This window comes from Pseudomonas sp. SG20056, from assembly GCF_031764535.1.
In the GTDB taxonomy this organism is placed as follows: domain Bacteria; phylum Pseudomonadota; class Gammaproteobacteria; order Pseudomonadales; family Pseudomonadaceae; genus Aquipseudomonas.
This window is the reverse complement of the sequence record NZ_CP134499.1, coordinates 3,393,572-3,405,666: the sequence shown is the minus strand read 5'-3', so window position 1 is coordinate 3,405,666 and position 12,095 is coordinate 3,393,572. Positions and strand designations below refer to the sequence as shown.

The window sequence follows — 12,095 nt, the reverse complement described above, 5'->3', positions numbered from 1 at the left end:
GTGTGCTCCTACAGGCTGCGATTAAGGCCGAAGCGTTTTTTCAGCACGGCCTCGAGCAGGCGTTTAGGCAGCAGCGCTGCGAGCAGCGGCAGGCTGCGGCTGCCATTACCCAGGCGTACCAGGTTCGGCCGGGATTTACTCTGCACGGCGGCCAGCAGGTTGAGGGCAAAGTGGCTGGTGGGCGTGGGGTTGTCCTGCGAGGCGTTGGCGCGGGCGCGGATACCGTCGCGGATCGGCCACCAGGGCGAGGCTTCGTCGATCAGCTGTTCGGCCTGCTGGCTGGCGTTGGCGCCGAAGCTGGAGGCAATCGCACCAGGCTGTACTTCCATCACCCCGATGGAGAAGGGGGCTAGCTCCAGGCGCAGGGCGTCGGTCAGGGCATGCACGGCGCCCTTGGAGGCGCAGTAGGCGCCGGCAAACGGGGTGACCAGTACGCCGGATACGCTGCCGATATTCACCACCAGCCCCTTGTTCTGCCGCAGTAATGGGAACAGTGCGCGAGTCACGCCGATCAGTGAGAACACGTTGGTTTCGAATTGCTTGCGCATGGCTTCGACGCCGCCATCGAGCAGTGGGCCCATGGCGCCGTAGCCGGCGTTGTTGATCAGCACATCGAGGCCGCCGATTTCCGCTTTCAGGCGTTCGGCCAGTTGCCCCAGGCCTAGGCCATCGTTGACGTCCAGTTGTACGGCGTGAAAGCCCGCTTCGCTCAGGGCTGTGAGGTCTTCAGCTTTGCGCGCAGTGGCCCAAACCTGATAACCGGCCTGCTGGAACACTTCGGCCAGGGCGCGGCCAATGCCGCTGGAGCATCCGGTGATCAGTACGCTGGGCTGGGTCATGCAGCTTTCCTTGTTGTTTTAGTGGGGCAACGCTCAGCGGCTAAAGCTGCCTTGTAGGCGTTCAGCGCGAAACTCTAATGTACTGGCGCGGTAGCCGCTGCGCAGGGTAGGTAAGGGCAGGCAGGTTTGCCAATCGGCGCCGGGCAGCAATTCGCCGGGGCCGCTGTATCGCGGGGTTTCATACAGGCGCTCGGCCAGGTTGACGCTGTCGCCGGGGCGGTATGCGGCGATCTGCCAGTGCAGCTCAAGCAGCGCGGCTTCGCTGCCATTCTTCAGATTTAGGGCCAGCGGACGATCTGCCGGGCAGCGCTGCGGGGCGTAGTCGAGGCGCAATTCGAGGTGAGCCAGGTGGCGATTCTCGCGGCTTTCCTGCCAGAGCACCCAGCTGGCGACCAGGCCCAGACCGATCAGCGCACCGAGGGAGATCGGCAGTGCCTTGCTCGGGTAGCGGATCAGCAGGATCAGCCAGCTCAGTACCAGGATTGCGCCTATCAGCATCACTCAGGCCTCGGGGTCGTCGCGTAGGAATACCAGACTATCAGCCTTGGAGTGCTCGGCCGAATAGCGATAGCCCTGGTAGTTGAAATCCTTGAGGCCGGCCGGGTCGGTCAGGCGCTCCTTGATCACATAGCGCGCCATCAGGCCGCGGGCCTTTTTCGCGTAGAAACTGATGATCTTGTACTGGCCGTTTTTCAGGTCCTTGAATTCGGTGTCGATGATCCGTGCGTTCAGCGCTTTGCGTTTCACCGCGCTGAAGTACTCATTGGACGCCAGGTTGAGCAGCACGTTGTCGCCTTGGGCCGCCAGCGCCTCATTCAGCCAGCCGCTGATGCGTTCGCCCCAGAAGGCATAAAGATCCTTGCCGCGCGGGTTGGCTAACTTGGTGCCCATCTCCAGGCGGTAAGCCTGCATCAGGTCGAGCGGACGCAGCACGCCATACAGGCCTGAGAGCATGCGCAGGTGCTGCTGGGCGAAGTCGAAATCGGCCTCGCTGAAATCCTCGGCGTTAAGCCCGGTGTACACGTCACCCTTGAACGCCAGCAGCGCCTGTTTGGCGTTGGACGGGTTGAACGGCCGCTCCCAGCTGCCGAAACGCGCGGCATTCAGCCCGGCGAGTTTGTCTGAAAGGTGCATCAGCTCGGCAATCTGCGCCGGGGTGAAGTCGCGCAGCTGCTGGATCAGCTCCTGGGCGTGGTCGAGGTGTTCGGGCTGGGTAAAGCGCGGGGTGGCGGGCGGCGTCTCGTAATCGAGGGTCTTGGCCGGGGAAATCACCATCAACATAAAACTGTGCTCCTGAAAGTCTGCGGCGATTCTAGAAGCTGCCGGCGCTTGAGACTACCTATAAGGGCGATTGAGGCGCTTGACCCAGGGGCCGCCACGGGGTTGTAGTCTGCCCAGGTCGAACTCTCAAGGAGCTGTCATGACCGCTTGCAACCATTCGCGCTGGGAGCCATCCCATGACTACCGCCCGCTGGAAACCACCGCCGAACGCCAGGCTTGGCGCGTGGCCGCGCTGACCGGGGCAACCATGCTGGTGGAAATTGTCGCCGGCTATGCGTTCAACTCCATGGCCTTGCTCGCCGATGGCTGGCACATGGCCTCGCATATGCTCGCGATTGGCCTGACGGCGCTGGCCTACTTGCTGGCGCGACGCTACGCCAACGACCCACGTTTTGCCTTCGGCACCTGGAAGGTTGAGGTGCTGGCGGGTTTTGCCAGCTCGCTGATGTTGCTGGTGGTGGTGGCGATGCTGGCGTTCGAGTCCTTTTGGCGTTTGTTGCAGCCCCAGGTAATTGCCTTCGAGATGGCGCTGTGGGTCGCCGTCATTGGCTTGTTGGTCAACCTGGCTTCTGCCTGGCTGCTGCGTGATAGCCATGATCACGGGCATGCCCACGGCCAGGGTCATAGTCACGCTGGCGTGCATGCGCATGCTGATCACGATCACGATCACGATCACGATCACGATCACGATCACGATCACGATCACGATCACGCAGCGCCAGCGGCGGGCAAGGACCTGAATCGCCACGCCGCCTTTATCCATGTGCTGGCCGATGCGCTGACCTCGGTGGCGGCTATCGTCGCACTACTGGGCGGCCTGCTGCTGGGCTGGGACTGGCTCGACCCACTGATGGGCGTGATCGGTGCTGTGATCATCGCGGTGTGGGCTAAGGGGCTGCTGATCGAAACCGGCAAGGTGCTGCTCGACCGCGAGATGGACAGTCCGGTGGTCGAGCGCGTACGCAGCGCCTTGGCCCAGGAGGCGGACACCGAACTGGCCGATCTGCATCTATGGCGTGTCGGCCGGGCGCAGTTCGCCTGCATCGTCAGCGTGGTGACCCATGGTGACGGCTCGGCGGATCGCTACAAAGCGCGGCTGGCGGGGATTGCGGAACTGGTGCATGTGACCGTGGAGGTCAATCGCTGTGCTGATGGGCACAGGGTGGGGCGGGGCTGACAAGTAAAAAAATGACGGCCCGAAAACCGGTGGGACTTCCGACTTTAACGGCGACTGCGCAGTGCGCCAAGCGCTATTTGTCGCTCCGATAAATAAACCTGAAAAACTCAAAAAATACGTTTTTCTGTCATCTTTTTTGGAGTATCTAAAAGGCAAGACCGCCGAACCCTGCAGACAGGTGGCGGCCATTGGCCCTCACCTTTTTGCAGCCTTCTCAGCCCCGGCACTGAGGAGTCGACGGCCCCTCCGCGGCGCAGACTCGCCCCTGCGTTGCTTGGCTACTACAAGAAGGTGACCGAGTATGGATGACCACGGACGCTCCAAGCCCACCGCCCCAACCCTGTACGCCCTCGACACCAATGTGCTGATCCACGACCCCAACGCGCTGCTGAATTTTCAGGAGCACCACGTTGCAATTCCGATGACCGTACTGGAGGAACTGGACAAGCTTAAAACCGGCAAACAGGGCGTGGCCGCCGAGTGCCGCCAAGCCATTCGTCTGATCGACAAGATCCTCGGCAGCGCCAACCCGGATGAGGTGGAACACGGCGTTGCTATCCAGCGTGACAAGAGCGGCCCCTGTGGCTATTTGTCGATTCTGATGAGCAAGAGCGCAGCCCCGGTCACCTGGCTGCCGGAAGACCTCAACGACAACAAGATCATCAACCAGCTGGTCGAGCTGAAGTCCCGTCGCCCCGGTCTCAACGTGGTACTGGTGACCAAAGACATCAACATGCGCCTGAAGGCGCGGGCCTGTGGCATCGACTCCGAGGATTACCACACCGACCAGCTGGTCGATGACGTGTCCTTGCTGTCGCAGGGTTATCACAACATGGACGGCTCCTTCTGGGACCGCGTGAACAAGGTTGAAACCCGCCAGGATCACGGCCGTACCTGGCACCGTGTGCAACTCACCGACAACCTGCCGGCGGTGCACGTCAACGAGTTCATCATCGACGAGCAGGGCTTTGTCGGCTGGATCAAGGGCATCAAGCACGGCGAACTGCTAATTCTCGACATGCATCAGGAACCCCTGATGCACCAGGAAGCCTGGGGGCTTCGCCCGCGGGATATCTACCAGTCACTGGCGCTGTTTGCCCTGCTTGATCCGGACATCCATCTGGTCAACCTGTCCGGCGCAGCCGGTTCCGGTAAAACCATCCTGGCCCTGGCGGCGGCTATCGAACAGACCATGGTCAGCAAGCGCTATCGGCGCATCATCGCCACCCGCAGCGTGCAGGGGCTGGATCAGGAGATCGGCTTTCTGCCCGGCACAGAAGCCGAGAAGATGGAGCCCTGGCTCGGCGCGATCACCGACAACCTCGAAGCCTTGCATATGGACGACGAGAACACCCACGGCAGCGTCGACTACATCCTGCAAAAGGTGCCGCTGCAGTTCAAATCCCTCAACTACATCCGTGGTCGCAGCTTCCAGCAGAGCCTGATCCTGATCGACGAATGCCAGAACCTGACCCCGCACCAGATGAAAACCATCATCACCCGTGCCGGCAGCGGCTCGAAAGTGGTGTGCCTGGGTAACCTGGCGCAGATCGATACCCCTTACCTGTCGGCGCCCAGCTCGGGCCTGACCTACCTGACGGAGCGCTTTAAAGACTTCGAGCATGGCGTACACATCACTTTGCAGGGTGTGCCACGTTCGGTCCTCGCCGAGTACGCCGAAACCCATATGTAACCCTCATCCGCGCTCGCCCAGCAGGCCGTTATGCCTGCTGGGCCGGACGCCGCTGTAACCTCCCGTCTGAATCCCCTGGCATTCACAGGTGCCGAAACCTGACCCGTGGGTTTACAATCGTCGGACACTTGCCCGGAGCCTGTCTGTGTTAACCCATCTCGATTCCCAAGGCCGCGCCAACATGGTCGACGTCAGCGACAAAGCGCAGACTGTCCGTGAGGCCGTGGCTGAAGCCCTGGTGCGCATGCGCCCGGAAACCCTGCAGATGATTGCCCAGGGTGATCACCCCAAGGGCGATGTGTTTGCCGTGGCGCGAATTGCCGGCATTCAGGCAGCGAAGAAAACCAGCGACCTGATTCCGCTGTGCCACCCGCTGATGCTCACCAGCGTCAAGGTTGAACTGACGCCTGAGGGCGCGGATGCCGTGCGCATCACCGCGCGCTGCAAACTGACCGGGCAGACCGGTGTGGAAATGGAAGCCCTGACCGCCGCCAGCGTGGCTGCGTTGACCATCTACGACATGTGCAAAGCCGTGGATCGCGGCATGGTGATCGAAAACGTGCGTCTGCTGGAGAAGGTCGGCGGCAAAAGTGGATACTTTGTAGCTGGGGAAGAAGCATGATTCGCGTGCAGTATTTCGCCCGTTACCGTGAAGCCCTTGGCCTGGACGGTGAGCAGCTGAACGCGGAGTTCTCCAGCCTCGATCAGTTGCGCCAACACCTGCTGGCGCGCGGAGGTGTGTGGGAAGTGCTGGCCGAGCAGAACCTGATGTGTGCGCGCAATCAGGAGCTGTGCAGCCTCGATGAGCCGCTGACAGCCGGTGATGAAGTGGCGTTCTTTCCTACCGTAACCGGCGGTTGAGCCGGTTGTCGTCGCGGCTAAAGCCCCTCCCACAGAGAGCCTCTGCATGAGCATTCGCGTCCAGTCGCACCCCTTCGATCCGGGCGTTGAGCTTAACGCCTTGCATGCCGCCAATCTGGGTATCGGCGCGGTGGTCAGCTTTGTCGGCTATGTGCGCGATTTCAACGACGGGCGCGAAGTCGGCGGCATGTTTCTCGAACACTTTCCCGGCATGACCGAGAAGGCCCTGGGCAAGATTGCCGAGGAAGCCATGCAGCGCTGGCCGCTGCTTGGTATTGAGGTGATCCACCGCATTGGCCGTCTGGAACCGGGTGAGCCGATTGTCTTCGTTGGCACCACCAGCGCTCACCGTCAGGCGGCGTTCGATGCCTGCAACTTCGTCATGGATTACCTGAAAACCCGCGCGCCGTTCTGGAAGAAGGAAGACACCGCCGAAGGCCCGCGTTGGGTCGAGGGGCGTTGTTCCGATCAGGCTGCTGCCGAGCGCTGGAAACAACAACCTTAAGCGTATTTTGCCTGTGTCGCCTGCGCTGATCCTTCAGTCGCAGCGCTGACTGTTGGTTGGTTGACGATTTGTACATATAAGTCCAGTATGGAATTTAAAGTATAAATCGAGACTGGCAAATGACCCGTCCACGCGTGCTACCCAGCCATCGCTTCTCGCTCAGGTGCATACCTGACGCGGCTTTCTTCTGTCTTGCAGCAACCGTCGTTGCCCGTTCGACCTGCGCAGCAATGCCAGGTGACGCGGGCCTGTCCCTCCCTCAGCAGGAATTTACAGCATGAAGAAAATCGTCCTGGCGGGCGGCATCGCCCTGAGTTTGATCGCCTCCAGTCTGTTTGCCGCAGACAAACCCTTGCGCCTGGGGATCGAGGCTGCGTATCCGCCTTTTGCCTACAAAGAAGCCAGTGGGCAGATCGCCGGCTTTGACGTGGATATCGGCAACGCCCTGTGCGCCGAGATGAAGACCGATTGCCAATGGGTCGAACAAGAGTTCGATGGCCTGATCCCCTCGCTCAAGGTGAAGAAGGTCGACGCGATTCTCTCCTCGATGACCATCACCGATGAGCGGCGCAAATCGGTGGACTTCACCGGCAAGTACTATTACAGCCCGGCGCGTCTGGTAATGAAGACTGGCAGCGAAGTCGCCGCCGATTTCAGCAACCTCAAGGGCAAGCGCATCGGTGTGCAGCGTTCGAGCACCACCGACCGTTTCGCCAGTGAAGTGCTGGCCGCGCAAGGGGTTGAAGTGGTGCGCTACAGTTCGCAGAACGAAATCTACCTGGACCTGATTTCTGCGCGTCTGGACGGTACCCTGGCCGACGCCATTCCGGTGGATGAAGGTTTTCTGAAAACCGCCAACGGCAAGGGCTTCGCCTTTGTTGGCCCGGCGTTTACTGACCCAAAATATTTCGGTGAGGGCGCCGGTATCGCCGTGCGCAAAGGTGATGCTGAACTGCTCGGCAAGCTGAATGCCGCCATCCAGGCGATTCGCGCCAGCGGCGAATACCAGAAAATTCAGGCTAAGTACTTCACCTTCGATATCTACGGCGACTGATTCTGTCGGGCATAAAAAGCCGCGCAGTGCGCGGCTTTTTGCTGCCTGGCGTGTGCTTACAGCAAGCCCAGTTCCATTGCTGTGCGATCCACCGCGAGTTTGGTTTTGGCCACCAGCTCGTCCAGCTCCGTGCGTCCGGCCACCAGGGCAGGGGCCATGATCATGCGGCCCTGGGTGGAGCGGATAATCACGCCTTCCTCGAAGCCGATGGTGCGGCAGCGCCAGGCGATATCACCTTCATTGGCGAAACGTTTGCGGCTGGTCTTGTCCTCGGCGAACTGCAGGGCTGCGACCAGGCCGGTGCCTTGGATATCGCCGACCAGCGGGTGATTGCCGAACACCTCACGCAGGCACTGCTGCAGGTAGGGGCCGGTATCGTCCTTGACCCGGTTGACCACGCCTTCATCACGCAGCGCCTTGATATTGGCCAGCGCCACAGCTGCCGCGACCGGGTGGCCGGAGTAAGTCAGGCCGTGGGCGAATACGCCGCCCTGTTCCACCAGCACCTCGGCGATGCGCTTGGAAAGCACCAGGCCGCCCATCGGTACATAGCCCGAGGTCAGGCCCTTGGCGATCGATAGGGTGTCTGGCTGGAAGCCGAAGTGCTGGTGGGCGAACCATTCACCGGTGCGACCGAAGCCGCCGATCACCTCGTCGGCGCACAGCAGCACGTTGTACTGGCGGCAGATGCGCTGGATTTCCGGCCAGTAGCTTTCCGGCGGGAAAATCATGCCGCCGGCTCCCTGGAACGGCTCAGCGATAAAGCCGGCGACGTTTTCCGCACCCAGTTCGAGAATCTTCTCTTCCAGTTGCAGGGCGCAGCGGCGGCCGAATTCGGTCGGGGTCAGCTCACCGCCATTGGCGTACCAGTAAGGCTCGTCGATGTGCTCGATATCCGGCAGCATGCCGCCCATTTCGTGCATAAATTGCATGCCGCCCAGCGCCGTAGCCGCCAGGGTGGAGCCGTGGTAACCGTTCCAGCGGCCGATCATCACCTTCTTCTCAGGCCTGCCGAGAATCTGCCAGTAGCGGCGCACGGTGCGGATCAGCACCTCGTTGGCCTCGGAGCCGGAGTTGGTGTAGATGGCGTGGCTGTAATGCGCGGGCAGCAGGCTGAACAGGGTTTCCGACAGCTCGACCACCGCCGGGTGGGTGGTGTGGAAGAACATGTTGTAGTACGAGAGCTGCTCCATCTGCTTGCTAGCCGCTGCGACCAGGTCCTTGCGGCCGTACCCGAGGTTGGTGCACCAGAGCCCGGACATGCCGTCGAGGTAGCGCTTGCCATCGTTATCCCACAGGTACAGGCCCTCGCCGCGCACCATCACGCGTGGCCCTTCGGCATTCAGCGCTTTCTGGTCGAGAAAGGCGTGGATATGGTGGGCGGCATCCAGCGCCTGGTAGTCCTGAGTCTGGCGGTTGGGGGTGTTTGGGACTGTCATTTTCAGCAACCTCGGTTATTACCTGTGGTGTTCGAGTAAGCCGGAGGCACGCCCCCGGCGGGACTTCATTTGCGTGCCAGCACCTTGTCGATGGGCTCCGGGGTGAACAGGGGTTTGCGCATCACCAGTTTGATCCACAGTACGGCTATGACCGATACCAGGCCGAGTACCGCACCGGCGCTATAGAAGATCGAGGCGGTCATCTCCGGGGTGGGCGACACGTAGTAGATCGATACCAGCATACCGGCGATGCCCAGGAGCTGCGGCAGCGGGTAGAAGGGCGTCTTGAATGGACGGGCCAGATCAGGATAACGACGGCGCAGGGCGATCACATCCAGGTGGCAGATGATGTAAGCCAGTAGCCAGGCCACCGCTGCAGCCAGCAGCAACAGGCCGATGGCAGCCGGGTCATCGCCCATAAACACCACCGGCAGGCCAGTAATGGCGGCCACGAACAGCACGGCGACCCAGGGTGCCTGGTACTTCTTGCTGAGCATTTTGAATTGCGGGAAGGCCTGGCCGTTGACCGCCATGCCATAGAGCATGCGCGGGATGGCCGCCAGTGAGGTGTTGACCGTACTGCAGGTGGCGGTGATGGCGGCAACCACCAGGAAGATTTTCCCGGCTTCGCCAAACAGCGCAGTGGCGAACAGGTAGTGCGGCAGGGCCGAGCTGGCCAGCGCATCCTGCGGCACATAGAGCAGCGCGCCGACGCAGTAGAGGGCGATGGTGATAAAGATCACCGTCACGCCGAGGATCATCGACCAAGGAATACTGCGCTGCGGGCGACGCGACTCTTCCACCAGTGGGCAGACGAACTCGGCGCCGACAAAGCCCCAGATGGCCAGCGCCACCAGAGTCATCACGCTGGCACCCATGGGGTTCCAGTCGCTGCTGATTGAGGTGCTCAGCGCTGGCTCGCTGCCGCTGCCAGTCACCGCCGCCAGGCCGAGGGCCAGCAGCACGACCACCATGATCAGCGCCAGGGCCGATTGCAGGCGGGCGAAGATGTCGATGCCCAGCAGGTTGAGCAAGGTAAACACCACCAGCACGCCATAGGCGATCAGCATGCTCGGGAAAGCGCCGGGGTAGACCTCGTTGATGATCAGATCAAGCAGCAGCAACTCCGCCGATAGGGCAAACATCGCCACCACCACATAGCCGGAGAAGGTCGCCAGAATCGCCGGAAAATGTCCCAGAGCCACCTCGGTATAACTGCTCAGGCTGCCGGCGCGGGGGATCATCAGCGCCAGCTCGGCGAACGACACTACATAGGTCAGGGCCAATACAAACGCCAGCGCCAGGGGGATCAGAAAGCCCAGGCCGGCGATGCCCGCGCCTTGCAGCATCAACACCATCACGCCCTGTGACACCACCAGGCCGATAGCCACGGCGAGCAGGGCGGTGAGGCCCAGGCTGGGTTTACGTATGCGCGCGTCTGCGCTTGCTTGAGCCAGACCAACGGGGGACGTAAGGCTGATATCGGGGTCGTGCATGGGAGTTCTCCTGCAATCTTGTTGTTGTGTCAGGTGAGCCATACGCGGCAGAGGCCGCAGTTATCTGCTGTGCGCTGGGGTGCGCAGTTGTTCGCGGCGCTTTTGCGGGCGCAGTTGTCCAGTGCACGCCAAGGCGCGCACGTATCTGGGGGGAGTGCCGTTACCGGCTGCGCATTAACTGCACAGCTGGAACCAGGTGGTCTTCATCAGGCTGTACTTGTCGAAGGCATGCAGCGACAGGTCGCGGCCAAAGCCTGATTGCTTGCAGCCGCCGAACGGTACGCACACATCCAGGGCGTCCACGGTATTTACCGATACGGTGCCGGCGCGCAGGCGTTTGGCCACGCGGTGAGCGCGGTGCAGGTTGTCGGTCCACAGCGAGGCGGCCAGGCCGTATTGGCTGTCGTTGGCCAGGCGCACGGCCTCGTCTTCGCTGTCGAAGGGGATAACCGCCAGCACCGGGCCGAAGACTTCTTCGCGGGCCAACTGCATCGTCGGGCTGACGTTGGTGAAGATGGTGGGTTGGATAAAACTGTCTGAACCGTTGACGCTCAGGCGTTGGCCGCCACAGGCCAGGGTGGCGCCCTGGCTCTGCGCCCGGTCGATAAAGCCCATGATGCGTTCGGCCTGGCGCGCATCGACGATGGCACCGGCACGGCTGGCTGGGTTGAGCGGGTCACCCGGTAGCCACTGTTGGGCCTTGGCGATCAGGCGTTGGACGAACTCATCGTGGATCGAACGTTCCACCAGCAGGCGCGAGTTGGCCGAGCAGACTTCGCCCTGGTTGAAGAAAATCGCGAAGGCGGCCTTTTCCGCGGCCAGGTCGAGGTCCTGGCAGTCGGCGAATACCAGGTTGGCGCTCTTGCCGCCGCATTCCAGCCACACCTGCTTAAGGTTGGATTGTGCCGCGTAGGCCATAAAGTATTTGCCCACCTCGGTGGAGCCGGTAAACGCCAGGCAATCCACATCCATATGCAGGCCCAGGGCTTTGCCGGCCGTTTCGCCAAGGCCCGGCAGCACGTTCAGCACGCCGGCCGGCAAGCCAGCCTCCAGAGCAAGCTGGCCCAGGCGCAGGGCAGAGAAGGGCGACTGTTCGGCAGGTTTCAAGACCACCGAGTTGCCGACAGCCAGAGCTGGGGCGAGTTTCCAGGCGGCTAGGTCCAGCGGGAAATTCCACGGCACCACCGCGCCAATCACGCCTAGTGGTTCGCGGGTGATGGTGGCCAGGGCATCACTGGCAGTTGGCGCCACTTCGTCATAGCGCTTGTCCAGGGCTTCGGCGTACCAGCTGAACACCTGGGCGGCGCCGGGTACGTCGATGGTGTAGGCGTCCATCACTGGCTTGCCCATGTTCAGCGAGTCGAGCAGCGCCAGTTCCTCGCGGTTGGCCAGGATCAGTTCGGCTAAACGCAGCAATACCTGCTTGCGCTCGCGCGGTGCCATGCGTGCCCAGGGGCCTTGCTCGAAGGCCTGGCGGGCACTGGCCACGGCGGCATCGACATCGGCTGCATCACAGGCGGCTACATGGGCCAGCAACTGGTTGGTGGCCGGATTGATCGAGGCGAAGGTCGCGCCGCTCTGGGCCGGGCGCAACTGGCCGTCGATCAGGGCCTGGGTGATAAAGCCTTGCGCGGCGGCGCGCTTCTGCCAATCGCTGTGATCCAACATCGCCTTTATCCTCATTCCTGGGCCGCTAGCGGCGTACCTTGGCCGTAAGTGGCTGGTCGGGGGCCGTGAGCAGCATGCCTGA

General features: G+C 61.9%; 12 protein-coding genes. 6 read left to right on the top strand and 6 right to left on the bottom strand.

From position 1 onward, the window contains the following. Positions 1 to 8: 8 nt before the first annotated feature. Genes RHP75_RS16265 through yaaA form a run of 3 tightly spaced genes read right to left on the bottom strand, consistent with a single transcriptional unit; the run spans position 9 to position 2,120 of the window. On the bottom strand, positions 9 to 839 hold the full coding sequence (locus RHP75_RS16265) for an SDR family oxidoreductase (protein ID WP_311089109.1): 831 nt from the start codon (positions 837 to 839) through the stop codon (positions 9 to 11). A 33-nt stretch (positions 840 to 872) separates the two neighbouring features. After that, on the bottom strand, positions 873 to 1,337 hold the full coding sequence (locus tag RHP75_RS16260; RefSeq protein WP_311089108.1) for a multidrug transporter: 465 nt from the start codon (positions 1,335 to 1,337) through the stop codon (positions 873 to 875). 3 nt (positions 1,338 to 1,340) lie between these two features. After that, positions 1,341 to 2,120, bottom strand: a complete 780-nt coding sequence (yaaA, locus tag RHP75_RS16255) for a peroxide stress protein YaaA (RefSeq protein WP_311089107.1) — start codon at positions 2,118 to 2,120, stop codon at positions 1,341 to 1,343. A gap of 139 nt (positions 2,121 to 2,259) precedes the next feature. On the opposite strand from yaaA, the gene dmeF reads away from it, so the two are divergent. The 6 genes from dmeF (at position 2,260) to RHP75_RS16225 (ending at position 7,410) form a co-directional block, all read left to right on the top strand. Next, the gene (dmeF, locus tag RHP75_RS16250) at positions 2,260 to 3,297 is read left to right on the top strand and encodes a CDF family Co(II)/Ni(II) efflux transporter DmeF (RefSeq protein ID WP_311089106.1); all 1,038 of its coding nucleotides are present in this window, start codon (positions 2,260 to 2,262) and stop codon (positions 3,295 to 3,297) included. A 301-nt stretch (positions 3,298 to 3,598) separates the two neighbouring features. After that, on the top strand, positions 3,599 to 4,990 hold the full coding sequence (locus RHP75_RS16245; protein WP_311089105.1) for a PhoH family protein: 1,392 nt from the start codon (positions 3,599 to 3,601) through the stop codon (positions 4,988 to 4,990). A 145-nt stretch (positions 4,991 to 5,135) separates the two neighbouring features. Beyond that, positions 5,136 to 5,612, top strand: a complete 477-nt coding sequence (gene moaC / locus RHP75_RS16240) for a cyclic pyranopterin monophosphate synthase MoaC (RefSeq protein WP_311089104.1) — start codon at positions 5,136 to 5,138, stop codon at positions 5,610 to 5,612. Next, the gene (locus tag RHP75_RS16235; RefSeq protein ID WP_311089103.1) at positions 5,609 to 5,851 is read left to right on the top strand and encodes a MoaD/ThiS family protein; all 243 of its coding nucleotides are present in this window, start codon (positions 5,609 to 5,611) and stop codon (positions 5,849 to 5,851) included. The genes moaC and RHP75_RS16235 overlap by 4 nt, the downstream gene beginning before the upstream one ends. A 46-nt stretch (positions 5,852 to 5,897) precedes the next feature. Beyond that, positions 5,898 to 6,356, top strand: coding sequence for a molybdopterin synthase catalytic subunit MoaE (gene moaE / locus RHP75_RS16230; protein WP_311089102.1), 459 nt, complete (start codon positions 5,898 to 5,900; stop codon positions 6,354 to 6,356). 277 nt (positions 6,357 to 6,633) lie between these two features. Next, a complete protein-coding gene (locus tag RHP75_RS16225; protein ID WP_311089101.1) occupies positions 6,634 to 7,410 on the top strand; it encodes an ABC transporter substrate-binding protein in 777 nt (258 codons plus the stop codon). 56 nt (positions 7,411 to 7,466) lie between these two features. On the opposite strand, the gene RHP75_RS16220 is transcribed toward RHP75_RS16225, so the two are convergent. The 3 genes from RHP75_RS16220 to RHP75_RS16210 form a co-directional block, all read right to left on the bottom strand. After that, the gene (locus RHP75_RS16220; protein WP_311089100.1) at positions 7,467 to 8,849 is read right to left on the bottom strand and encodes an aspartate aminotransferase family protein; all 1,383 of its coding nucleotides are present in this window, start codon (positions 8,847 to 8,849) and stop codon (positions 7,467 to 7,469) included. A 65-nt stretch (positions 8,850 to 8,914) separates the two neighbouring features. Then, entirely contained in the window at positions 8,915 to 10,345 is a 1,431-nt protein-coding gene (locus RHP75_RS16215) for an APC family permease (RefSeq protein ID WP_311089099.1), read from the bottom strand. A 174-nt stretch (positions 10,346 to 10,519) separates the two neighbouring features. Beyond that, entirely contained in the window at positions 10,520 to 12,013 is a 1,494-nt protein-coding gene (locus RHP75_RS16210; protein ID WP_311089098.1) for an aldehyde dehydrogenase, read from the bottom strand. Between the last annotated feature and the right edge of the window lie 82 nt (positions 12,014 to 12,095).